This window comes from Umezawaea sp. Da 62-37, from assembly GCF_032460545.1.
Lineage (GTDB): Bacteria > Actinomycetota > Actinomycetes > Mycobacteriales > Pseudonocardiaceae > Umezawaea.
The window spans coordinates 10271322-10293973 of record NZ_CP135965.1; the positions used below are offsets into that span (position 1 = coordinate 10271322).

The 22652-nt window shown below is 71.4% G+C and carries 20 protein-coding genes; 12 read left to right on the forward strand and 8 right to left on the reverse strand.

What is annotated here, in order from left to right:
* Nucleotides 1-98: 98 nt before the first annotated feature.
* Nucleotides 99-1334 carry a cytochrome P450 family protein gene (locus tag RM788_RS46210; RefSeq protein ID WP_315927223.1) on the reverse strand — a complete coding sequence of 412 codons (1236 nt, stop codon included), beginning with the start codon at nt 1332-1334 and terminating at the stop codon, nt 99-101.
* Nucleotides 1335-1641: 307 nt separating this feature from the next.
* Between RM788_RS46210 and car the strand changes: the two genes are divergently transcribed.
* The 6 genes from car (at nt 1642) to RM788_RS46240 (ending at nt 9328) form a co-directional block, all read left to right on the forward strand.
* Nucleotides 1642-5064, forward strand: a complete 3423-nt coding sequence (gene car / locus RM788_RS46215; RefSeq protein ID WP_315927225.1) for a carboxylic acid reductase — start codon at nt 1642-1644, stop codon at nt 5062-5064.
* A 61-nt stretch (nt 5065-5125) separates the two neighbouring features.
* Nucleotides 5126-6559, forward strand: a complete 1434-nt coding sequence (locus RM788_RS46220; protein ID WP_315927227.1) for a GMC family oxidoreductase — start codon at nt 5126-5128, stop codon at nt 6557-6559.
* A gap of 49 nt (nt 6560-6608) precedes the next feature.
* Entirely contained in the window at nt 6609-7109 is a 501-nt protein-coding gene (locus RM788_RS46225; protein WP_315927229.1) for a helix-turn-helix domain-containing protein, read from the forward strand.
* A 13-nt stretch (nt 7110-7122) separates the two neighbouring features.
* Nucleotides 7123-7473 carry a hypothetical protein gene (locus RM788_RS46230; RefSeq protein ID WP_315927231.1) on the forward strand — a complete coding sequence of 117 codons (351 nt, stop codon included), beginning with the start codon at nt 7123-7125 and terminating at the stop codon, nt 7471-7473.
* Between the two features lie 13 nt (nt 7474-7486).
* Complete coding sequence (locus RM788_RS46235) at nt 7487-8512, forward strand: alpha/beta hydrolase family protein (protein WP_315927233.1); 1026 nt, start codon at nt 7487-7489, stop codon at nt 8510-8512.
* Nucleotides 8513-8635: 123 nt separating this feature from the next.
* Nucleotides 8636-9328 carry a DJ-1/PfpI family protein gene (locus tag RM788_RS46240; RefSeq protein WP_315927235.1) on the forward strand — a complete coding sequence of 231 codons (693 nt, stop codon included), beginning with the start codon at nt 8636-8638 and terminating at the stop codon, nt 9326-9328.
* Between the two features lie 33 nt (nt 9329-9361).
* Here RM788_RS46240 and RM788_RS46245 read toward each other — a convergent pair whose 3' ends face one another.
* Both RM788_RS46245 and RM788_RS46250 read right to left on the reverse strand, forming a co-directional pair.
* Nucleotides 9362-10684 carry a lanthionine synthetase LanC family protein gene (locus tag RM788_RS46245; protein WP_315927237.1) on the reverse strand — a complete coding sequence of 441 codons (1323 nt, stop codon included), beginning with the start codon at nt 10682-10684 and terminating at the stop codon, nt 9362-9364.
* Nucleotides 10685-10738: 54 nt separating this feature from the next.
* A complete protein-coding gene (locus tag RM788_RS46250; protein WP_315927239.1) occupies nt 10739-10924 on the reverse strand; it encodes a hypothetical protein in 186 nt (61 codons plus the stop codon).
* A gap of 86 nt (nt 10925-11010) precedes the next feature.
* Here RM788_RS46250 and RM788_RS46255 point away from each other — a divergent pair, with 86 nt between their 5' ends.
* Both RM788_RS46255 and RM788_RS46260 read left to right on the forward strand, forming a co-directional pair.
* Nucleotides 11011-12150, forward strand: coding sequence for a PucR family transcriptional regulator (locus RM788_RS46255; protein WP_315927241.1), 1140 nt, complete (start codon nt 11011-11013; stop codon nt 12148-12150).
* A gap of 9 nt (nt 12151-12159) precedes the next feature.
* Complete coding sequence (locus RM788_RS46260) at nt 12160-13323, forward strand: PucR family transcriptional regulator (protein WP_315927243.1); 1164 nt, start codon at nt 12160-12162, stop codon at nt 13321-13323.
* A 14-nt stretch (nt 13324-13337) separates the two neighbouring features.
* Here the strand turns inward: RM788_RS46260 and RM788_RS46265 are convergent, their stop codons facing one another.
* On the reverse strand, nt 13338-13724 hold the full coding sequence (locus RM788_RS46265; RefSeq protein WP_315927245.1) for a hypothetical protein: 387 nt from the start codon (nt 13722-13724) through the stop codon (nt 13338-13340).
* A 265-nt stretch (nt 13725-13989) separates the two neighbouring features.
* Between RM788_RS46265 and RM788_RS46270 the strand changes: the two genes are divergently transcribed.
* Nucleotides 13990-14181, forward strand: a complete 192-nt coding sequence (locus tag RM788_RS46270) for a hypothetical protein (RefSeq protein WP_315927247.1) — start codon at nt 13990-13992, stop codon at nt 14179-14181.
* Nucleotides 14182-14368: 187 nt separating this feature from the next.
* Here RM788_RS46270 and RM788_RS46275 read toward each other — a convergent pair whose 3' ends face one another.
* Nucleotides 14369-14944 (reverse strand): helix-turn-helix domain-containing protein, encoded by a 576-nt coding sequence (locus tag RM788_RS46275; RefSeq protein ID WP_315927249.1) that lies wholly within the window; start codon nt 14942-14944, stop codon nt 14369-14371.
* 57 nt (nt 14945-15001) lie between these two features.
* On the opposite strand from RM788_RS46275, the gene RM788_RS46280 reads away from it, so the two are divergent.
* Complete coding sequence (locus tag RM788_RS46280; protein ID WP_315927251.1) at nt 15002-15976, forward strand: nitrilase-related carbon-nitrogen hydrolase; 975 nt, start codon at nt 15002-15004, stop codon at nt 15974-15976.
* A complete protein-coding gene (locus tag RM788_RS46285) occupies nt 15973-16929 on the forward strand; it encodes a serine/threonine dehydratase (RefSeq protein ID WP_315927253.1) in 957 nt (318 codons plus the stop codon). Before RM788_RS46280 ends, RM788_RS46285 begins: the two co-directional genes overlap by 4 nt.
* A gap of 66 nt (nt 16930-16995) precedes the next feature.
* On the opposite strand, the gene RM788_RS46290 is transcribed toward RM788_RS46285, so the two are convergent.
* On the reverse strand, nt 16996-19794 hold the full coding sequence (locus RM788_RS46290) for a glycoside hydrolase family 2 TIM barrel-domain containing protein (protein WP_315927256.1): 2799 nt from the start codon (nt 19792-19794) through the stop codon (nt 16996-16998).
* 223 nt (nt 19795-20017) lie between these two features.
* Nucleotides 20018-20965: an NmrA/HSCARG family protein gene (locus RM788_RS46295; protein WP_315927258.1), complete on the reverse strand. Its 948-nt coding sequence runs from the start codon at nt 20963-20965 to the stop codon at nt 20018-20020.
* A 151-nt stretch (nt 20966-21116) separates the two neighbouring features.
* Here RM788_RS46295 and RM788_RS46300 point away from each other — a divergent pair, with 151 nt between their 5' ends.
* Nucleotides 21117-21590, forward strand: coding sequence for a MarR family winged helix-turn-helix transcriptional regulator (locus tag RM788_RS46300; protein WP_315927259.1), 474 nt, complete (start codon nt 21117-21119; stop codon nt 21588-21590).
* A gap of 102 nt (nt 21591-21692) precedes the next feature.
* Here RM788_RS46300 and RM788_RS46305 read toward each other — a convergent pair whose 3' ends face one another.
* Nucleotides 21693-22643, reverse strand: a complete 951-nt coding sequence (locus RM788_RS46305; RefSeq protein WP_315927261.1) for an alpha/beta hydrolase — start codon at nt 22641-22643, stop codon at nt 21693-21695.
* Nucleotides 22644-22652: the final 9 nt, after the last annotated feature.

Sequence of the window (22652 nt, forward strand, 5' to 3'; positions counted from 1 at the left end):
CAGCCTGGAATCCGGAAGGCACATCAGCAGGCGACCTCTCGGCGTGCACCGGGAAAGGGCTGGTGAACGCGGTGTGCCCCGGAAATGTGGGAAAGCGCCTAGCGCCGGTTCAGCCGCACCGGCAGTGAGTCGAGCCCGCGAATGATCGTGCTGTTGCGCCACCGCAGTTCCCCCGTGTCGACGGCGAGCCTCATGTCGGGGAACGCGTCGAGAAGGGCGCCGAAAGCGATGTGCGCCTCCACCCGCGCCAGCCGCGACCCGAGGCAGTGGTGGACGCCGTGTCCGAAGGCCAGGTGGCCCGCGGCGGGTCTGCGGACGTCCAGCGCGTGCGGATCGCCGAAGCGGTGCGGGTCGCGGTTGGCGGAGGCGATCGCCAGCAGCACGAAGTCGCCTGCCGGGATCTCGACGCCACCGATGCCCAGGGTCTCCGTCGCGCATCGGAAGGTGGCGTGCTTGAGCGGGCTCTCCAGTCTCAGGATTTCCTCGATCGCGCCGGGGAGGAGGGTCCGGTCCTCGCGCAGCGCCTCCCACTGGTCCAGGTTCCGCATCAGGTGGAGCGTGCCGTTGCCGAGGGCGTTGAGGGTGGTCTCGAAACCGGCGATGAGCAGCATGTAGGCCGTCGAGACCAGTTCGTCCCCGGTCAGCCGGTCGTCGACGTCGTGCGCCGAGATCAGGGCGGTGAGCATGTCGTCGCAGGTCGAGCGGCGTTTGCGCTCGATGAGTTCGCCGAGGTACTCGGCCACCGCGAGCGCGGCGGCGGCAGCGGCTTCGGGGGAGTCGCCCGAGACGAGCGCCTTGGACCAGGCCTTGAAGTTCGCCTGCTCCTCGATCGGCACGCCCAGCAGCAGGCAGATCACCCGGATCGGCAGCGGGAACGCGAAGACGTCCAGCAGGTCCACCGCGTCGCGGTCGGGGAGGGCGTCGACCAGCTCGTCGGCGATCCTCTGGATCTCCGGCCGGAGCTCGTCGACGGCGCGGCTGGTGAAGGCCTTGCTCACGAGCTTTCGCAGCCTGGTGTGGTCCGGTGGGTCGGTGAGCATCATGTGCTTGGACAGGGTCGAGGAGAACCCGCCGCGCTTGGTGCGGTCCGGCTCCTTCTGCGCGAACAGCCCTTCGATCCGGTTCAGGTCGGTGCTCAGCCGGGGGTCCGCCAGTGCGGAGCGCACAGCCTCGTACCCGGTGATGAGCCAGACCGGCAGTCCACCGCACAGGGGGACTCCGGGAGGCATCCTCACCCGGTGCGTCGAGCCCTCGGCGCCGAGCTTCGCGTACACCGGGTAGGGGTCCTGCACGAACGCGTCGTCGAGTTCCAAAGGGGGCGAATCGTGGTTCATCGGCACATCCTCGAAACGAAGGCTCCGGGGCGGAGGTGATCCGCGGTGCGAGGATCCGCGGCGCGGCGTCCTTGATTGCAGGCGTCCTCGGGGAATCAATATCAAGGACGACCGGCCGACGCAATGAGGCTTATCAAAAAGCCTAAGCGCTGCCCGAAGTGCGTGACTTGTCCGGTCTGCTCCTGCTAGTCTTCCGCTAGTCCGACGATCGAATTGCTACGAGACGAGCCGGTCCACGTCGCGTTTTCGGCGCTGTTCCCACCTTTCGACGGCACAAGAACGCCACCTGTGCGACGCGGAGATAACATTGCACCTTGCGCGAGTGATGGAAAACGTTTTCGAGCGCTACGGGGAACGCCCCGCCGTCGGTGAGCGCGCCAGGGAATTCGTGCGGGACGACCGGACGGGACGCCTTTCGGCCCGTCTGCTGCCCCGCTACGAGATGACCACCTACCGGGAGCTGTGGAACCGCGTCCGCGCGGTCGCGGGCGAGTGGCACCACCACCCGCGGCGCCCCCTCGTCGCCGGCGACCGGGTGGCCGTCCTCGGCTTCACGAGCCGGGACTACGCGACGCTGGACCTGGCGTGCGGCTACCTGGGCGTCGTCGCCGTTCCGCTGCAGCTCGGCGCGTCGCCCGAGGACCTGGCGTCCATCATGGCCGAGACCGAGCCGTCCCTGGTCGCCGCGAGCGCCGAACGCCTGGCCGTGGCGACCGAACTGGTCCTGCGCACGCCTTCGGTCCGCCGGCTGGTGGTGTTCGACCACGACCCGCGCGTCGAGGACCAGGCGGAGCGGTTCGCCGCCGCCCGCGACGGCCTGGCCCGTGCCGGACGGGACGTGGACGTCGTCGCGCTGTCCGAGGTCCTCGACCTCGGCGCGACCCTGCCCGAGGCGCCGCCGTTCACCCCCGGCGACGGTGAGGACCCCCTCGCGATGCTCGTGTACACCTCGGGGAGCACCGGAACGCCCAAGGGCGCGATCTACACCGAGCGGCTGGCGAGCGTGATGTGGGAGGACCGCGCGAAGCGGACCCCCGACGCGGGCCTCATCACCGTCAACTACATGCCGCTGAGCCACATCGCGGGCTACTTCACGCTGGCGAACGCGCTGGCGCGCGGTGGCACCAGCTGCTTCACCGCGGGCAGCGACCTCTCGACGCTCTTCGAGGACATCGCCCTCGTGCGGCCCACCGAGCTGTCGCTGGTGCCGCGCGTGTGCGAGATGCTCCACCAGCGCTACCGCGGCGAGCTGGACCGGCTGACCGCCGGGGGCGCCGACCCGGAGCGGAGTGCGGCCGACGTGCTCACGCGGCTGCGCGAGGACGTCCTCGGAGGGCGGATCACCTGGGCCACCTGCGGTTCCGCGCCGCTGTCGGTCTCGCTCACCGGGTTCGTCGAGTCGCTACTGGGCATCCCCGTGTACGACATGTACGGCTCCACGGAGGTCGCGGGCATCGCCGTCAACGGCACCCTGATGAACCCGCCCGTGCTCGACTACAAGCTGATCGACGTGCCCGAACTCGGCTACTACCGCACCGATTCCCCGCACCCGCGCGGTGAGCTGCTGATAAAAGCGGACGGCATCCCCGGCTACTACAGGCAGCCCGAACTGACGGCGGCCCTCTTCGACGAGGACGGCTACTACCGGACGGGCGACATCGTCGCGGAACTCGGTCCGCGCCGCATCGCCTTCGTGGACCGCCTCAAGAGCGTCCTGAAGCTGTCGCAGGGCGAATTCGTGGCCACCGCCCGGCTGGAGTCCGCTTTCGCCGCGAGCCCGTTGGTGCGCCAGGTCTTCGTGTACGGCAACAGCGAGCGCTCCCACCTGCTCGCCGTCGTCGTGCCCACCGCGGACGCCCTGGAGCGGTACGGGGACGACCGGGAACACCTCGGGCAGCTGGTGGTCGAGTCGTTCCGGCTGATCGCGAAGGACACGGGCCTGAGGTCGTACGAGATCCCCCGCGGCCTGCTGCTCGAGACCGAGCCGTTCAGCCAGGCCAACGGTCTGCTGTCGGACCAGCGCAAGCTGTTGTCCCCCAAGCTCGTGCAGCGCTACGGCGAGCGACTGGAACAGCTCTACGTCGAGATCTCTGACCGCGAGACCGAGGAGTTGCTCGACCTGAGTCGCACCGGCGGCGACCGGCCGGTGCTGGAAACCGTCCAGCGGGCCGCGCGGGCGCTGCTGGCGGGCTCGACGGCCGAGGTCAGCCCCTCCGCGTACTTCCGCGACCTCGGCGGCGACTCGCTGTCGGCGGTGTCGCTGTCGAACCTGCTGCACGACACCTTCGGCGTCCGGGTGCCGGTCGACGTCGTCATCAGCCCAGCGCACGACCTGCGGCAGCTGGCCGCCTACGTCGAGGCCAAGCTGCCGCGGTCCGGGGACGTGGCCACCGCGACGCGGCCCACGTTCGCGTCGGTGCACGGCGAGGACGCCCACGAGGCGCACGCCGGGGACCTCACCCTCGACCGGTTCATCGACGCGGGAACGCTGGACGGCGCCCGCCACCTCCCGCGCCCGGCCGGGGAGCCCCGCCGCGTCCTGCTGACCGGCGCGAGCGGGTACCTGGGGCGCTTCCTCACCCTCGAATGGCTCCGCCGACTGGCCCCGGTCGACGGCAAGCTGATCGTCCTGGTCCGCGGCAAGGACCCGGACGCCGCCGGGCAGCGCCTGGTCGACGCCTTCGGCGGTGACGACCCCGAGCTGACGCGCGCCTTCGCGGAGCTCGCGGAGCGATCATCGGACACGGCCGCGGAGCGCCTGGAGGTGCTGGCGGGGGACATCGCCGAACCGGGGCTGGGTCTGGACGGGGCGACGTGGGAACGGCTGACCGGCGAGGTGGACCTGATCGTCCACGCGGGCGCGTCGGTGAACCACGTGCTGTCCTACCGCCACCTGTTCGACGCCAACGTCCTCGGAACCGCCGAGCTCATCCGCCTGTCCCTGACCGACCGGCTCAAGCCGATCGCGTACGTCTCCAGCGTGGCGGTGTCCAGGTCGCGGAAGGGGCAGCCCCTCGACGAGGACTCCGACGTGCGCGCCGAGTTGCCGGTCCAGCCCGTCGACAGCGGTTACGCCAGCGGGTACACGACGAGCAAGTGGGCCGGGGAGGTGCTGCTGCGGGAGGCGCACGACCTGTGCGGCCTGCCGGTCGCGGTGTTCCGCTCCAGCATGATCCTCGCGCACAGCGCGTACACCGGGCAGCTGAACGTGCACGACATGTTCAGCAGGCTGGTGTTCAGCCTCCTCGCGACGGGCGTGACCCCGCGCTCCTTCTACCGGACCGACGGCGGCGAGGAGGCGCGTCCCCACTACGACGGCCTGCCCGTCGACTTCACCGCGGCGTCGATCGTCGCGCTGGGACGGGGCGCCGCCGGGTACCGGACCTTCAGCCTGGTGAACCCGCACGACGACGGGATCTCACTCGACACGTTCGTGGAGTGGCTCGTCGAGGACGGTCACGGCATCGAGCGGATCGCGGACCACGGCGATTGGCTCGTCCGCGTCGAAGCCGCCCTGCGCACCCTGCCCGAGGACCGGCGGCAGTACTCGATCCTCCCGCTGCTGCGGGGCTTCCAGGAGCCGGAGACGGCGGTGTCCGGTTCGGACGTCCCGTCGGCCCGCTTCCGGGAGGCCGTCCGGGAAACCGGCATCGGACCGGCGGGCGACATCCCGCACCTGTCCCAGGCCCTCATCCGCAAGTACGCGACGGACCTGCGGCGGCTGATCTGACGGCGGTGGTCGAGCGCAGGCGACAAGCAGGCCCGAAGTCGGCAGACGGATGGTTCCGAACATGAGTGGATACGACTACGTCGTAGTGGGCGGTGGGAGCGCGGGTTGCGTGGTCGCCGCTCGCCTGGCCGAGAACGCGAAGGTGAGCGTGCTGCTGCTGGAGGCGGGTGGCGCGTCCCCGCCGACCGCCACGCCGAACGACTGGCTGTCGCTCCTGGGCACCGGAGCGGACTGGCGGGACATGACCCTGCCGGAGCCGGAACTGGGCAGGACTCTCGCCTGGCCGCGCGGGAAAGCGCTGGGCGGCTCGTCCGCCATCAACGGGATGATCTTCGCCCGTGGACACCGGAGCAGTTACGACTGGGGCGAGGGCTGGGAGTTCGACGACCTGCTGCCGTTCTTCCGGCGCAGCGAGCACGCCCCCACCCGCGATCCGGCCCTGCGCGGCCTCGGCGGGCCCTTGGAGGTCGCCCCGGCCGAGCAGCGGCACCCGACAGCGGCGGCGTTCGTGGACGCGGCCTCGGAGGTGGGGCACCGACGCGCGACGGACATCAGCGGAGGCCTCGAGGAGGGTGTCGGCTGGGTCGACCTGAACATCGTCGCGGGAGTCAGGCAGAGCGCCGCCGACGCCTACCTGGGCCCGCGCACCACCGTCGACGTGGTGGCGGACGCACTCGTGCGGCGTGTCCTGTTCGACGGGAACAAGGCCACTGGCGTCGAGTACACCGCCGGCGGACAGCGGATCCGCGTCGAAGCAGGCGAAGTGGTGCTGTGCGCGGGCACCGTCGGAACCGCGCACCTGATGATGCTGAGCGGGCTCGGTCCGGCCGACCACCTGCGCGACATGGGCATCGACGTGGTCGTGGATCTTCCTGGTGTGGGCGAGAACCTGCACGACCACCCCCTTTCCTTCGTGATGTACACCAGTGCGCGGCCGATACCGGTGGGGCTGAACAACAACGTCGAGGTGCTCGGACTGCTGCGCAGCGATCCGGGACTGGACGCCCCGGATCTGCAATCCGCTCTGTCGGCGCCTGCGGGGGAGGGCCTCTACGTGATCGCGTTCTCCCTGATGACCCCGCACAGCCGCGGTCGCCTCCGCTTGGCCGACGGGGGGATCGCGTTGGCTCCGCGATACCTGACCGACGCGCGCGACATGACCGCGATGGTGAACGGAATGGGGCTGGTGCGCGAGATCGGCGCGGCGAGCGCCCTCAAGCCGTGGCGCGGGCAGGAAGTGGAGGCGGACGGCGAGGCCCATGTCAGGGCGACCACAGCCCCGTACTACCACTACGTCGGCACCTGCAAGCTGGGGGTGGACGCGATGTCGGTGGTGGACCGGGATCTGCGAGTGCACGGCGTCGAGGGCTTGCGGATCGCGGACGCGTCGGTGATCCCGCGGATCCCGTCGGCCAACACCTACTCGACCGTGATCGCGATCGCGGAACGGGCCGCGAGCCTCATCAGCGGAGGCGCGCGGATCGCGGATCGTTGAGGAACGTTCGTTCTTGACTGATCGTTCCTCAACGGTTTACGGTTGCGCCATGGGTAGGCCAAGGGCTTTCGACGAACGTGAGGCGGTGCGCGCCGCCGTGGGGCTGTTCGGCGACCGCGCGTACGACGGGGTGTCCGTCGACGACCTCGTCAACGGCCTCGGCGTGCACCGCAACAGCCTGTACAAGACGTTCGGCAGCAAGCGGGGCCTCTACCTCGCCGCTCTGCGCAGGCACCTGGCCGACGACGTCCGCCCCCTGGTCGGGGCACTCGCCGCGGCGCCCGACGTGGCGACGGCGATCCGGCTCACGACGGAGGCCGATCTCGGCCTGCTGCTGCTCGCGGCCGTCGAACGGGCACCGGCCGACGAAGAGGTCGCCGCCGAGGTGGCCGCCGCGCTGGGCGATCTCGATCAAGCCGTCGCCGATGCGCTCGGCGTCCCCGCCGAACTGGCCGCGGGTGTGGTCGCCGCGGCGCTGGGGCTGCTCCTGCGCCGCGACGCCGACCGGGCGGGCGCCGCGCTGGCCGAACGACTCGATCCCCTCCACTGACAAGGAAACCGACATGGCACAGGTGCGCATCGACGGCGACGAGCTCGTCGTGGTGATCGAGGGTCTGGACAAGCTCTGGGCGCTCAAGAGCAGTCTGACCATCCCGCTGGTCAACGTGCGCGGCGCGACCGCGGACCCCGGTATCGCCGCCGACCCCAAGGGCATCCGCGCGCCGGGCGCCCGCGTGCCCGGTGTGATCACGGCGGGCACGTTCCACCTCGACGGCGAGAAGGTCTTCTGGGACGTCAAGGACCCGTCGAAGGCCGTCGTGATCGAACTGGCCGACGAGCGCTACGCCCGGTTGGTCGTGCAGGTCGCCGACCCTCGAGCCACCGTGGCACTGGTCGAGAACGCTCTGGGCTGACGGGGTTCCGCCGATGTTCCCCCACCCCGCCGCGGTCGTGATGGCGTTGGCCGTCGCGACCGCCACCCCGGCCGGGGCGACACCCGGCCTCGTGCCCGCCGCCGACCGGGAGGTCGTCTTCACCGTCGAGGGAACGACGACGTACGGCACCCTGCACGTTCCCGCGCACCGTGCGGGGCAACGGCTGCCCGCCGCGCTGCTGCTGCCCGGCAGCGGCCCCACCGACCGCGACGGCAACCAACCGCCCGCGTCCCCGAACACCCTGGCGCAGGTGGCCGAGGCGCTCGACGGCGACCGGGTCGCCACGCTGCGGTTCGACAAGTACGGCACCGGCCGCACCGGGCTCGGCGCCTACCGCGACCACCCCGAAGCGCTCGACTACCCGGCGTTCCTCCGCCAGGCCGCGGCCGCGTACGAGTCGCTGCGCGACCAACCGGAGACCGACCCGCGCGCGCTGGCGCTCGTCGGGCACAGCGAGGGCGCGATGACCGCCCTCCTGCTCGGCGGCACCGTCCACCCGCGCCCGACCGGCCTGGCCCTGCTGCAACCGCAGGCGATCCGCCTGCTGGACCTGGTCGCGCTCCAACTGCACGGTCAGATCGCCGAAGCGACCCGGCAGGGCCACCTCACCCCCGAACAGCAGCGCACGATCGACGCGGCCGTCGACGCCGCCATCACCGCCCTGCGCGGACACCACCCCGTCGACACCACCGACCTGCCACCCGCGGTCGCCCGGCTCTTCCAGGCCTTCCAGGGGCCGAGCGCCCGGTTCGTGGACAGCGATGACGCCGTCCACCCGCCGGACAACGCCGCGGCCTTGCGACCGCGCACCAGGGTGCTGCTGACCTGCGGCACCGACGACGTGCAGGTCCCCTGCGCCACAACGGACGCCTTGACCACCGCCTTGCGCCGCGCGCACGTCGGCGGACCCGGCCGGGTGCCGCTCCCCGGAGTGGACCACCTGCTGCACGACGCCGACCACCCGGACAGCCTCGCCCCGGCCGTGCTCGACGCGCTGCACCGGTTCACGAGGCGCTGACCGGTCCGGCGGGGCGGTGCCGACACGCCGCCGTGCCACAACGGTCGGACATCCGGCGCCGAGGCGGGAACCGACGGTACGTTCCGCACGACTTGTGGCTGAGCGGAAAACGTGGAGGTCATGGTGAAGCGTCGTACTTTCCTGCGTGCCTCGGCACTGTCGGCCGGCGGGTTGGGCGCGGTGGCGGTCGGCGCGCAGCCGGCGTCGGCGGCGAACCCGCTGCGGGTGCAGGTGCTGATGTTCGACGGGGTCGAGGAGCAGGACTGGGCCGCCCCGGCGGAAGTGCTGGGCATAGCGGGTGCGATGAGCGGCGGCGCTCTCACCACCACGCTGGTCACCACCGGGCGGCCCGGCGCGGTGACGTGCAACTTCGGCGCGCGGGTCGACGTGGCCGAGGGGTGGTCGCCGCGCGAGGCGGACGTGCTGGTGGTGCCCGGCGGCGGCCGCTACACCGATCCGGCGAGTTCCGGCGTGCGCCGACTTATGACCGACCGGGACTTCCTGCGCCGCCTGGCCTCCGCCGACGTGCTCCCGGTCGGCATCTGCACCGGCGTCATGCTGTTGTCGGCCGCCGGGATGACCAGGGGGCGCAACGCCACGACCCACGCCGGGGCCAAGGCGGACCTGGCCGCCCAGGGCGCCACCGTGGTCAACGCCCGCGTCGTGGACGACGGCGACCTGGTCACCGGCGGCGGCGTCACCTCCGGCCTCGACGTGTCGCTGTGGCTGGTCGAGCGCTTCCTCGGCGCGCAGTTGGCGCAACGGGTGGAAACCCTGCTGGAGTACGAACGCCGTGGCACCGTCTGGCGCGCCTGACCACGGCAGGCTGCCGGCCACGGGGGTGCAGAGCTACACCGGCGCCGACGGCCACCAGGTGTCCATGCGGGGGACCGTCGTGGCCTGCCGGCCCTCGTCCACAACGCGACCGACGCGGAACAGGAACGCGGCGATGCCCGCGGCGCCCTGCATCCAGCCGACTCCCGGTGGCAGCAGGGGATCGGGCGCGCGGTGTTCGAGGAACCGCCAGTAGGCATGGGGCCCGTCGAGCACCGCGCGTTCGACCAGGGTGTCGGCCAGGTGCAGGGCGAATTCCAGGTCACCCGGATCGCCGTCGCGGTGGTGGGAGTCCAGGAACACCTCGCCCACGCCCGCGGTGCCGCAACAACGCCCGTCGTTGTCCCAGAAGCCGGGGCGGAGGCGCGCGGGCAGTCCCGACGTGCGGATGCCGTGCAGACACCGGCGGTGCCACGCCAACGGCGCCGCGCCCGCGATGTCCGCCACTCCGGCCTGGTGCAGGGCGAGGAAGAGCGATGAGGTGCCGGTCGGGCCGTGGCACCAGCCGTAGCTGAACTCCTCGTTGACGGCCGGGTCGCGGCTCGGGACGCGGTGCGGGACGGTGAAACCCGCGTGGTTCGGATCGCTGAGCGCCACGAGGTGCGCCGCACCGCGAGCCGCGGCTTGGGTGAAGTCGGGCCGGTCGAGTTCGGCGCCCGCGAGGGCCAGTGCCGTCGCGATACCCGAGAGGCCGTGGGAGAAGTTCGGAAACTGCTCGATCTTGGTGACGTGGAAGCGCCGCGGCACCCTCTGCCAGTTGAGGCCCGTCGGTAATTCCTCGGCCTCGGCCATGAGCACCCCGGCGGCGTGCTCCGCGAGCGCGCTCGCGTGTGCGACGCCATGCCGTCGAGCCCACAGGGCGCCCAGCAGGACACCGGCTGTGCCGTGCACGACGTCCTGGATGTGGGAGCCCGACCGGAACGACTCCGTCCCAAGCCATTCCTGAGGCCAGCCATCAGGCGTGGAAAGCGCTATCAGCCGATCCACCGCGGCATCCGATCCGGTGGCGTCGAGCGCGGTCAACACGCCGATCGTGCTCGTGAGCCCGGAGAAGAAGGTGTAGTCGGTCGTGGTGGCCACCTCGCCGCGGACCTGTTCGACGATCGCGTCGGCCAGCCGCCGCTCCTCACGGGTCCACGGGCGAGCGGAACGGATCTCGCTCAGCACGTGGGCGAGGCCGCCGACCCCGCTGTGCATGCTGTCCCGGCTCTCCGGATCCAGCGGACCGGCCGCCGACGCGGGAATCCACAGCACGTCCTCCCAGCGCACCTGGTCCAACACCCACCGCCAGGCGGCATCCGCGACACGCCTGTGGATCCCGGCCTTGTGCAAGATCACCCTTTCGACTTCCACCCACCAGGTGTCAACAGCGGTTCTCGTCCCGCGTCGGGATCAAGTGGGTGTTGGGCGACCCGATCGGCCGGTGGTGAGGACCAGGATGACGATATCAACCACGGCAGGGCGGGCCGCGATGTGCACCAGGACGGCGTCGAGGTCCGACACCGCCGGGCGTTCCCGCGGTGGACCGTGGTCGAGGTCGTTCGCGTGCGGCACGGCCGCCTGCGCCGACGTGGACATCGCGTCGAGTCCTCATGGCGGTACTGCCCGCCGTGCTCGACCAGCACCATGTGCTGCGAGGCGGAACTCGGGTCGAGGGAGTCGGGATGGGTGATCTCTTCGCCCTGTGGCGAAGTCGTGTCGATGCCAACAGCCGCCGCGCTGTCGACGTCTACACACGCGAACTCCCCGACTTCCGCGAACTCGCGTCGGGCACCCGCGCCCGTGCCGAGATCCTGGACTTCGCGATGTTCCTGCGGCAGCGGACAGTCGCCCTGGTGGCCGAGAACGGGCTTTTCCCCGCCGACGACCTGGCCTTCATCGCGGAGGTCGGGCACGAGCGCGCCACGAGGGGGCTCTCGCTGGCCTCGCAGCGCCACGTCCAGGTCCTGCACACCTCGCTCACCCTGAAGGAGGTGCACGAGGCCGCCAACCCCCGGCACGACCTCGAGGACGTCATGCGCACGCTCGCCTCGTTGCCCGCGCTGGGGTTGGCCGCGCAGACCGCCTACACGTCGGGTTTCGTCGCCGGGCAGGAAACCGTGCTGCCCGCGGTCGACCGCGTCCGGCAGTTCGCGCGGATGCTGCTCGCCGACGACCCCGCCGCCGCGCTCACGGCCACGAGCCTGGACATGGGGTCGTCCGACCGCTGGCTCGTCGTGGTCGTGCGGACACCCGCGATGCGCGGGGATCGCGAGTCGGTCGTCCGGGACCTGCTGGAGCGGCACTGGATACCGGTGTGCTGGACGGAACCCGGCGAGTTCGTCGCGCTGATCCCGGACGACGGCTCCCGTGTCCTCGACGTCGTCAAGGACCTCGGGGACCTCGTCGGCGTGCCGTGCGCGGTCGGCGCCTCGCGGGGCCGGACCGGTGGTCTGGCCGAGACGTTCGAGCGGGCGCGGCGGGTCAGCCGGGCGGCCCCGATCCGACAGGCGCCCACCACCGTGCACCACCTGACCGACCTCTTCGCCGAGATCGGTGCCGCGCGCCTGCCACCGGTCGACCGCTGGCTGAGCGAGGTGGCCGACCGGCTCGCCGAGGGCCCGGACCTGGTGGCGACACTCGACGCCTTCTACCGCAACGACATGGCCAGGACGCGGACGGCGTCGGCGTTGAAGATCCACCCCCGTACGCTGGAATACCGGCTGCGCCGGGTCCGGGACCTGACCGGGCTGGAACCGCTTTCCGTGCGCGGCGTGCGGGCCCTGAGCACCACCGTGACCCGTGTCCTCGCCGGCGAGCAGTAGGAGGAACCGGTGGACGATCTTCTCGGTCGGTTGGGGAAGCAGGTGTCCGCCAACGCCGAACGGGTCGTCGAGGTCTGCGCGGACGAACTGCCGGACTACGCCGTGGCGGCGGGCGATCCGCGCGAGTACGCGGACATGCTCGACTTCGCGGTGTTCATCCGGCGTCGCACCATCGAACTCGTCGCGGGTGACGAGCCCCTGACCCAGGACGATCTCGCGGTGGTCTCGGCCACCGGGGAACGACGCGGTGCGACCGGCATGTCCGGAACGGCCCTGCGCCGCCTGCTCGCGTTGCACGCGGGCGCCACCCTCAACGAGATCCAGGAGGCGTCAGGCCCGAACGACCTGCCCGTGACCATGCGGATGCTCGGTTGGCTGGGACCGCAGGGTGCGGCCGCCCAGCAGGCCTACACCGTCGGATTCCTGAAGGGGCAGCAGCGTTTCCTGCCGGTCATCGCCCAGGTGCGGCAGTTCGCGGAGATGGTGCTGACCGACCAGGTGGCCGCCCTCGCCAACGGCCGGGACCTGGGCGTCCAGGTGCCCGAGACCTACCAGGTGATCGTCGCCCGGACCGCGGACGTGGCGACCGGAACGGCGGACGAGGTCGTGCACACCGCCTGGCACCGGTACGGCGCCCCGGCGACCTGGCGCGGACGTGACGAGTTCGTCGCACTGGTCCCGGCGGAGCAGCACGCGAACGCCACCAAGCTGATCGGTGACGTCGCCGGGATCATCGGACAGCCCCTCTCGGTCGGTGCGGCCACCGGCCCGGCGACGTCGCTCTCCGAGGCCTTCGCCCTGGCACGGCGGATCAGCCGGGTGACGCGCGCCGAGTCCGCACCCGGACACCTCTACACCGCGGCCGACGTGTTCATCGAACTCGGCGCCGCCGAACTGCCCGAGATCGACCGCTGGTTGCACCGGTTGGCGCAGCGGCTGGCGGGAGGTCCGGACCTGGTCGACACCCTGGACGCGTACTACCGGCACGACCTGAACCGGCTGCGGGCGGCCGCCGCGCTGCGCATCCACCCCCGCAGCCTGGACTACCGCCTCCAACGGGTTCGCGACATAACCGGCATCGCCCCGCCCAGCACCCACGGCATCCGGGTGCTGAGCGCGGTCGTCTCGCGCGTGCTGGCGGGCCGGGGCCCGTCGTCGCCACCGCGGCGATGACGGGCCCCGCTCGGTCAGACCTTCACGAGCAGGTACTCGTAGGGCGAGGATCCGGACGAGGCCGAGCAGTTGGAGCCCTGGCGCGCGGAGCTGTACGAGTAGCCCGACGGGACCCCGCAGGCCCACAGGCCGGTCAGGTTGACGTTCACGGCGTCGAGCAGGAAGTACTCGTAGCTGAACCCGCAGGCGGACTGGTACCGCACGGCCGACCAGGTGAACCCGGACGGCACGAGGCACGACCAGGTGCGGTGCAAGCCGTTCACCCCCACCTCTGGCGAGACGGCGACCGAATCGCTGATCTGCACCGTGCCCGTGGCGGGCGCGGCCTGGGCGGCGGGTGCGACGACTCCCGACACGGCCATGATCGCGAACAACGCTGCTAGCAGGCGGAACTTCTTCACTGGCGGTTCTCCTCACCGGAGGAACTGGCGACTTCCGAAGCCTCCCAGCGCGTCCGGTGGGGCGTCTTCGTCAGTCCGCGCAAAGCGCGGGCGGCACTTCGCGGGGACCCGCAACCGCCACGTGACGACTCAGGTAGCCGATTGGCTTGTCGGAGGCCGCGCACGTGTTCACCCGCGCCGCTTTCGGGGTACCGGAGGTCGTGGGCAACGGCAAGCACTCCAGCGAGTGCACCCGCACCGTGACGAAAGGAATCCCGGAGTGACCATGACGCCGCAACACCGTCGATTGGCAGTCGTGATCGCGTTCGTCGTCGCCGCGCTCGCCGCGGGCGTGCTGGGAGCGCTGCTGGAACTGGCCACCGACCTGTGGTGGACCCGGTACGTGCCGATGGTGGTCGTCGCCGCCGTCGCCGTCGTGGCGGTGCTGCGGTTGGACCTGTTCGGATTGCGGAAGTGATGGCACCCCGTCAGGCCTCGCTGAACGTGGTGGAAACTGCCCGACGACCCGGGCAACGCGGTCGCGCCCAACTCCGGCAGGTCCACCGCACCCGATAACGGCGTGCGGTGGGCCTGCCGGTCGTCGCCATCCGTTGGGGCGTCGGCATCATCGCGCTGTTCGTCGACGGCCTGCGCCCTCGCCTGACCTAGGGAGGCGTCGGCGAGGCGATGAGCATGACCACTTCGGCGGCTTCGTCGGCGCTGCGGTAGAGGTGCGCCTGGTCGCCCGCGAAGGCGAGGAGGTCGCCCGCGCCGAGAGTGGCTGGATCGTCGGCCGGGCCCGCGGTGACCGTGCCGCTGCCCACCAGGAGGATCTCCGTGGTTCCCGGCGAGTGCGCGACGCCGTCGACCTGGGTCCGCGGTGGCAGGCGCAGGCGCCACATCTCGACGCTGTCGCCGCCTCCGACGCGTCTGAGCAACTCCCTGGCGGGCCCCGTGTCGGGCATGGGCGTGCCCCGGAGCAGTAGCGGTCCGGGGTCCGTGCCGCGGGTCAGCAGGTCGGTCAGGGGGACCCGCAGCGCCACGGCCAACGCGTCGAGGGTGTCCACCGTGGGATTCGCCTGACCCGCTTCCAGCGCGGACACCGTCGCCTTGCTGAGCCCGGCCTGCCGGGCGAGTTCCGCCGCGCTGAGCCCGCGCTGCGTCCGGCGCAACCGCAGCTGTGCCGCTATCGCTGCGGCCAGAGGACCGCCGCCGGCACCAGCGTTTGATATACTAGACATACGTTCAGTATATCGAACGGCACGGGCCTGTGCCAGGTCATGACGTGAGGACGGGCGATGGGAACAGGGAACATCCGCGCGGCGGTCGTGCAGTCCGCGACCACGCTGTTCGACAGCCGGGGCGCGGTCGCCCTGGTCGACAAGTGGGCCGCGAAGGCGCGGGCCGAGGGCGCTCGGCTCGTGGTGTTCCCCGAGGCGTACGTCGGGGGTTATCCGAAGGGCAGCACCTTCGGGGGCGTCGTGGGCGGCCGCACCGACGAGGGCCGGGAGGAGTTCGCCCGGTACCACCGCGCCGCGATCGAGGTGCCCGGCCCGGTCACCGACCAGCTCGGCGCGATCGCCTCGAAGCACGGCCTCCACCTGGTCGTGGGCGTCGTCGAGCGCGACGGCGGGACGCTGTACTGCGGCGTGGTGTTCCTCGCCCCCGACGGCACGCTGCTCGGCAAGAGGCGCAAGCTCATGCCCACGGGCGCCGAGCGGATGGTCTGGGGTTTCGGCGACGGCTCGACGATGGACGTCCACGACACCGCGCTGGGCAAATTGGGCGCCGTCATCTGCTGGGAGAACCTCATGCCCGCCGCCCGGATGGCGATGTACCACCAGGGCATCGAGCTGTACTGCGCGCCGACCGCAGACGGACGGGACAGCCACCACGCCACGATGCGCCACATCGCGCAGGAGGGGCGCTGCTTCGTCCTGACGGCCAACCAGGTCATGCGTGTCGCCGACTTCCCGGCGGACCACGAACGCCCGTACGGCGACGACCCGGACACCGTCGTCAGCCGCGGCGGGAGCAGCATCATCGGCCCGCTCGGGCAGGTCCTGGCCGGTCCCGTGTACGACGACGAGGCGCTGCTGGTCGCCGACCTCGACATGGGCGAACTCGCCCGCGCGAAGTACGACTTCGACGCCACCGGGCACTACGCCCGACCGGACGTCTTCCAGCTCCACGTGAACTGGTCACCCCAGCGCGCCGTGACTCCGCGCGCGGCCTCCTCGCACGGCGGACCGGTCCAGGCGGTGTCGGCATGATCGAGCACGACAGGACGGACGCGGCTCCGGGGCCTGCGGAGCTGTCGGCGGCGATGGCACGTCTCACCGGGAAGATCCGCCGCACGCCCACGCTGGACCTGCCCGCCGGGGACCTCTGCCCCGTGCCGGTGACGCTCAAGCTCGAGACGCTCCAGCACACCGGGTCGTTCAAGGCGCGCGGGGCGCTCAACGCCGTCCTCACCGCCCCCGCGGGCACCGGTTCCATCAGCGCGGCCTCCGGCGGCAACCACGGCGCCGCGGTCGCGTGGGCCGCCGCTCGGGTCGGGCTGCCTGCGCACGTGTTCGTCCCCGCCTTCGTCCCCGCCACCAAGGCGGCCCTCATCGAGGGCTACGGCGCGACGCTGCACCGCGTCGACGGCTTCTACGCCGACGCCCTCGCGGCCAGCCTTGCCCACGCGCGGCAGCACGGCGCCCACCACGTGGACGCCTACGACGCCGAAGCCGTCGTGGCCGGCCAGAGCACCCTCGGCCAGGAACTCGCCGAACAGGTCGAACCGGGCCGCCCGGTCCTGGTCAGCTGCGGCGGCGGCGGGCTCTTCGCCGGCGTGAGCCTGGCACTCGAAGGCCGGAACCCCGTCGTGGCGGTCGAACCCGCCACCGCCCCCAGCCTGACCCGGACGCTCGACGCGGGTCACGTCGTCGATGTCGACGTCAGCGGTATCGCCGTGGACAGCCTCGGCGCGCGCCGCGCCGGGGACATCGCGGCCGCCGTCGCCCGACGGCTTGGCTCCACCACGCTGCTCGTCGGCGACGACGCGATCGAGCAGGCCCAGCAGTACCTGTGGAACGTCCTCCGCCTGGCCGTGGAGCCGGGCGGGGCAACGGCTTTGGCCGCGGTCATGTCGGGGCAGTCGTCGTCCCGGCATCCGGTGGTCGTGCTTTCCGGGAGCAACGTCCCGGCCGCGCCGCGGCTTCATCCCGGTCAGGTGTGATCGCGCGGATCGATCACACCTGACCCGGTCAGGCCGTCGTGCGAGGTCGCACCACCGATACCCGCGTCAACGGAAGTGGAAGTACAGGGAACGGTGGTAGTTCCCGACGGCGACGTTCGGCGCGCTCTCCGGTCCCAACTGGCCGACGTCGTGGAACTTGTTCCCGATAGGGGGGACACCGTCCAGGAAGGACAGTCCGCCTGCCGGGTAGGGGGCGGTGGCCTGCTGCGGGTTGACGCCGACGGCGGGGGTGAACAGCCGGAGGAAGAGGCCTTCTTCCGCCGACACCACGGTGATCGCGCCCTCCGAGGTCGTCAGCTCGGCCCAGCAGACGTTGGCGTGGTAGCCCTTGAACTGGGGGTACTGCCAGCCGCTCGCGCCGACGGCCGTGTTGTTGTACGCCTTGGTCCAGACGTCGGGGGTCGCGCCCCGCATCCGGTTCTTGTACACGCCGTGCGGGCCGTCGCCGAGCCACGTCAGATCGCGCACCTGTGCCTCGGGGTAGTCGAAGCTCACCCCGAGGAAGTCGTGGTTGCCCGTGCGGTGGTAGCCGTACTCCAACCGCAGCCAGCCGTTCGCGTCCAAGCGCCACCGAACCGAGGTCAGGTCACCGGTGTAGTCGGCCTGCACGACCCAGCCCGTGCCGTCGCGGAAGTGCTGGAGGCCGGTGAGTTCGGCCGTCCCGACGGCCAGGGCCGGGCCGTTGGTCAGCGACACCGCCGTGCCGTCGCGGAGCACGCGAACCAGGCGTCCGGTCGACTTGCCGATGGTGACCCGAGTGGTCCCGGCGGTCATCGTCACCGTGGAGGAGTCCTCGGTCGCGGTGGTGCTCCCCGGCGTGGGGACCACCAGCCGCGCGGCGTGGTCCGCGGCCTTCTTGATCCGCCACGTCCAGGCGCTGATCTCCCGGCCGGTCGCGTCCTTCGCGGTCAGGCTCAGCGCGTCGGCGGTGGTCCACGTGGTGGGCAGGCCCAACGACAGGGACCCCGTCGCGCCGGGTGCGGTGCCGGGTCCGGTGAAGGCGCCCTCGGTCACGACGGTGTGACCGCCGCCGGAGCCGGGGGAGTTGAACTTCAGCAGCTGCCAGGTGAAGCGGCATCGGTCGAGGCCGGTGAAGTCGTACCTGTTGACGACCTTCACCGTCTTGTCGAAGGCCGTCGGGAAGGTCGACGCGTAGTAGCCGGGATTGGCCAGTTGGACCGGCGACCAGATGTCCTTGATCGTGTGGAAGCTGGCCTCCTTCTCGCGGAAGGGGCCGAGGATGCCGTCCGGTGCCAGGTTTCCCGCCGTGTCGACGGCCCCGCCGCGGTCGTCGCGCACGACGCTCTCGTCGACGAGCGACCAGATGAACCCGCCCGCTGACCGCTGCGCGCCGCCCATGACCTTCCAGTAGTCGTTCAGGCCCGCGCCCGCGCCGCCGTCGTAGAGGCCGTGCAGGAACTCGGTCGGCATGAAGACGGTGCTGCCCGCGGCCTTCGCGACAGTGCTGGAGTAGTTCTGGTAGTGGCTCGTGTCCACGCCGCCGAAGGAGGCCCACGGGTGCAGGACCTTGCGCTTCTGCGGGTCGTACTGCGCGAAGTCGTCGTCCAGGGCGGTGTTCCAGCCGCCCTCGTTCCCGTTGTCCCAGAACAGGATGGACGGGTGGTTCACGTCGCGCGTCACCGTCGCGGCCACCAGCGGCGCGCCGACGCCCTCGTCGTAGCGCTTCTGCCATCCCGCCAGCTCGTCGAGGACGTAGAGCCCCAGTTCGTCACACAGGTCGAGGAAGAAGTCGTCCGGCGGGTAGTGCGACATCCGGACGGCGTTCATGTTCATGTCCTTCATCAACCCGATGTCCAGCCGGGCGAGCCGCGGGCTCGACGCACGGCCCAGCGTGGGCCAGAACGTGTGCCGGTTCGCGCCCTTGAGCACGACCCGCTTCCCGTTGACGTAGAGGCCGTCGCCCGCGCGGACTTCGACGGTGCGGAACCCGAACCGCGTAGCGGTGGTGTGCAGCGGCGAACCACCGCCATCGGTGAGCGTCACGTCCACCTGGTGCAGGTTCGGCGTCTCGGCCGTCCACCGCAGGGGTTGATCGGTGGTCGTGGTGAGGGTCGCCCTGGTCGCGTTCGCCGGGACCGCCACCGAGAACGGGCCGCCCACGGCGGAACCGTCCAAGCGCCGGATCTGCCCCGTGATCCGTCCGGCCGAACCGACGCCCGCGAGCGCCACCTCCGCGCTGAACGTCCCGTCGGCCCGCGCGTCGACGGCGACGCGGTCGACGCGCGCGGCGGGATGGGCCTCCAGCGTCACGGGGCGGAAGATCCCGCCGAAGTTCCAGTAGTCGCCCCGGCGTTCGGCGTTGTTGACGGAGTTGTCCGCGGACTCCTTGCTGACCGTCACCTCGAGCAGGTTGGACTCACCGAGCTCCACCAGGGACGTGACGTCGTAGCGGAACCGGTAGAAGCCGCCCTGGTGCACCGGTCCCGCGGAGACCCCGTTGACGCGCACGCCGGTGTCGGTCATGGACGCCTCGAAGGCCAGGAAGATCCGCCTGCCCGCCCACGAGGTCGGCGGTGCGAAGGTGCGCCGGTAGTCGCCCTTCTCGTCGGGCACCAGCGCCGATCCGTAGTTGTAGCTGCCGAAGCCGTGGAACTCCCAGTTCGACGGGGTCGGGATGGTGCTCCAGACCCCGCTCCGCCGACCGGCGGTGACCCGGAACTCCCAGTCGACCGTGTGGTCCGCGTCGGTCCCGGTGAGGAAAACCCTTTCCGTCACGGGCGTGCCGGGCGCCGCGGTGGCCGGTCCCGCGAGCGGGACGCCGATCGCGGAGAGACCGGCCGTGCCCACACCCGCCGCCAGCAGACTGCGCCGTGTGATCTCCACGTTGAGACCTTCCTTCGTCGTTGCACGGGGAATCGCGACATGACAAGGAATCCGGCTCCGTGACCACGGCGGGCGGCCACGGCGCTGAGGGTGGCCGGAGCAGGTGGGAGCGCTCAACCGTCCTGGTGATCACTGTCCCAACGGCGTGCTTTCCCCGTCAACCCCGCAGGACCGATCCCGCGTGATCCACCGGTGATCAGCGGCGCCCGCCCGGCGGGCGCGGTCACGCGGGCCTGACCGCGTCCACGTGCTCGGCCAGCCAGGTGCGGAAGCTCTGGAGGCGGGGGTTGAGGGAGCGGACCAGGTCCAGGTCGCGCGCACCGACGAAGTCGCGCTCGCCCTCGACGTAGTACTGGAACATGTTGCCCAGCTCGTCGCCCGCGGGCATCCCCAGCGAACGGAGCTGGTCGTGGGTGAGCGGGCGGTAGTCGACCGGTTCGCCCAGCGCGTCGGCGAACGCGGCGGCGTACTGCTCGCCGGTCAGGTGCTCACCAGCGATGCTCACGGTCTTGCCCGCGTACTCGTCGCCCGCGGCGAACACCCCGTAGGCGGTGCGGCCGATGTCCTCCGCCGCGATGCCCGCCAGCCTGGCCCCGCCGATCGGCAGCGTGAACACGAGCCGCCCGTCCTCGCCCCGCCGCGGCCCGGAGCCCTGGGTGAACCCCTCCCAGTAGAAGGTGCTCCTCAGGTAGGTCGTCGGAACGCCCGAGTCGCGGAAGAACGCGTCCGCCTCGGCCTTGGCGTCGAAGTGCGGGACCGTGTAGCGCTCCTGGAGCACCGGGACCCGCTCGTCGGACACCGGGATGACCTCGCGGGTGTCCTCCAGCGTCGACCAGACGACGTGGGCGACACCGGCCGCCTTCACCGCGCGCGCGGCCGTCGCGGCCTGCGCCAGTTCGACGTCCGCGGACATGGACTCCCAGAAGTTGGTCACCACGTAGACGCCGTGGACGCCCTCGAACGCCCTGCGCAGCGACTCCTCGTCCTCCAGGGTCGCCTCCACCACCTCGGCGCCGCTCTCGGCCAGCGCGCGGGCCTTCGCCGAACTCGCGTCCCTGGTGATGGCCCGCACGGTGAACGGGCCGTCAGGAGCGTCCAGGACGGCCCTGACGAGGCCTCCGCCCTGCGCGCCCGTCGAACCCAGCACCGCGATGATCTTCTTGTCGCTCACGTGGACTCCCTTTGCGGTGTCGCCGCACTGGTACGGCGACTTACCTAGTTAAACAGGTAAGTTGATCGAGAATTCCGGGGTGGTGCTGTGACCTGGGCCACCGGGCCGCGTCGCTCGCGGTGCCGCCCGAGGCGACGTGGACCATGGACCCGTGTCACGAGAACGAGCTACGAGGAAGGTCCCGAGCGCGGCGCGCACCGGACCGGTCAGCCACGCGATGTTCCGGGTGGTCCGGCTGCACCGGATGCTGGCCGGGCAGCTCCTGCGCGGCCTCGGCCTGCACCGCGGCCAGGAACTGCTCCTCATGCACCTGTGGGATTCGGGCCCCGTGCGCCAGACGGAACTGATCGCGGTCCTGGACTCCGACTCGGCGACCATCACCAGGATGGTGCAGCGGCTGGAGAAGGCGGGGCTGGTCGAGCGGGCGCCCGACCCCCACGACGGCCGGGCCACCCTGGTGTCCTCCACCGCCGCGGGCGAGGCCGTGCGGGCGGAGATCGAACGGATGTGGCACGACTTGGAGGCGGCGACCGTCGGCGACCTGCCCCCGGCCACCCTGGCCTCCTTGCTGGACGCGCTCGGCGAGGTCGAGGCCAACCTGGCGGCCGCGGTCACCAAACCCTGACCGGACAGGCGAACCGCCGGTTCAGTCCACTGAGGATGGTCCAGGATTCGCCGCCCGTCCGGTCTCGTGGATCTAAGCGGGGGGCTTCGGTGGTGTTGGCGTTCAGATCGACTTCAGCACCCGGACGCGGTCGGCGATGGCGCGGCGGGCCACGTCGGACTCGAAGGCGATGGAGTCGAACTCGTGCGGGACGCCGGGGTGCAGGTGGAACTCCACCGGCACGCCCGCGCGGCTGAGCTTGGTGGCGTAGGCGGTGTCCTCGTCGCGGAAGACGTCGAGCTGGCCGACCTCGATGTAGGCGGGCGGCAGGCCGGTCGCGTCCTGGAGCCTGGCCGGAGCCGCCGTGGCCGGGACGTCGGGTCCTCCCGCGGCCTCGCCGAGCAGCGCGGGCCACGCGGTGCGGCTGTCGTCGTAGGACCACAGCAGGTAGGGCTCGATGTGCGGGTCGGGCGTGGTGGCGCGGTCGTCGAGCATCGGCATGAGCAGGATCTGGCGGGCGATCCCCGGACCGCCGCGGTCGCGGGCGAGGATCGACAGCGCCGCGGCCAGGCCACCTCCGGCGCTGTCGCCCATCACGGCGACGCGCTCGGGGTCGACGCCCAGTTCCGAGGCGTGCCCGTGCAGCCAGCGCAGGGCGGCGTAGGCGTCTTCGAGCGGCGTGGGGAAGGGGTGTTCGGGGGCGCGGCGGTACTCGACCGACAGCATCGGCACACCACTGGCGGAGACGTACCGGGCGACCGGCCCGTCGAACAGGTCGACGTGGCCGAAGATGTACCCGCCGCCGTGGAAGAACAACACGGCCGGGCCCGGCGTGGCACCGTCCTTGGTGTACCAGCGCACCGTGATCCGCGCGCCGTCGTCGGTCGTCACGTGGTGGTCGTCCGTCGTCACGTCGGCCGGGATCGGCTGGGCCGTTCCCGCGGCGCCGATGATCGGCTCCCACAGGGCGCGCCGCGCCGCGACGTCGCCCACCGCGGGCGGGGCGGCTTCCGCCATCGCGCTCGCCATCGGGGCCAGCGCTTCGGCGATCTCGGGATCGAAGGTCAACGACATGGCCCTCTC

Excerpts from the sequence above, each read along its gene's own strand:
- RM788_RS46210 (WP_315927223.1), bottom strand. The coding sequence starts at position 1,334 with ATGAACCACGATTCGCCCCCTTTGGAACTCGACGACGCGTTCGTGCAG.
- RM788_RS46220 (WP_315927227.1), top strand. The coding sequence starts at position 5,126 with ATGAGTGGATACGACTACGTCGTAGTGGGCGGTGGGAGCGCGGGTTGC.
- RM788_RS46225 (WP_315927229.1), top strand. The coding sequence starts at position 6,609 with ATGGGTAGGCCAAGGGCTTTCGACGAACGTGAGGCGGTGCGCGCCGCC.
- RM788_RS46230 (WP_315927231.1), top strand. The coding sequence starts at position 7,123 with ATGGCACAGGTGCGCATCGACGGCGACGAGCTCGTCGTGGTGATCGAG.
- RM788_RS46235 (WP_315927233.1), top strand. The coding sequence starts at position 7,487 with ATGTTCCCCCACCCCGCCGCGGTCGTGATGGCGTTGGCCGTCGCGACC.
- RM788_RS46250 (WP_315927239.1), bottom strand. The coding sequence starts at position 10,924 with ATGTCCACGTCGGCGCAGGCGGCCGTGCCGCACGCGAACGACCTCGAC.
- RM788_RS46255 (WP_315927241.1), top strand. The coding sequence starts at position 11,011 with ATGGGTGATCTCTTCGCCCTGTGGCGAAGTCGTGTCGATGCCAACAGC.
- RM788_RS46270 (WP_315927247.1), top strand. The coding sequence starts at position 13,990 with ATGACGCCGCAACACCGTCGATTGGCAGTCGTGATCGCGTTCGTCGTC.
- RM788_RS46275 (WP_315927249.1), bottom strand. The coding sequence starts at position 14,944 with ATGTCTAGTATATCAAACGCTGGTGCCGGCGGCGGTCCTCTGGCCGCA.
- RM788_RS46280 (WP_315927251.1), top strand. The coding sequence starts at position 15,002 with ATGGGAACAGGGAACATCCGCGCGGCGGTCGTGCAGTCCGCGACCACG.
- RM788_RS46285 (WP_315927253.1), top strand. The coding sequence starts at position 15,973 with ATGATCGAGCACGACAGGACGGACGCGGCTCCGGGGCCTGCGGAGCTG.
- RM788_RS46305 (WP_315927261.1), bottom strand. The coding sequence starts at position 22,643 with ATGTCGTTGACCTTCGATCCCGAGATCGCCGAAGCGCTGGCCCCGATG.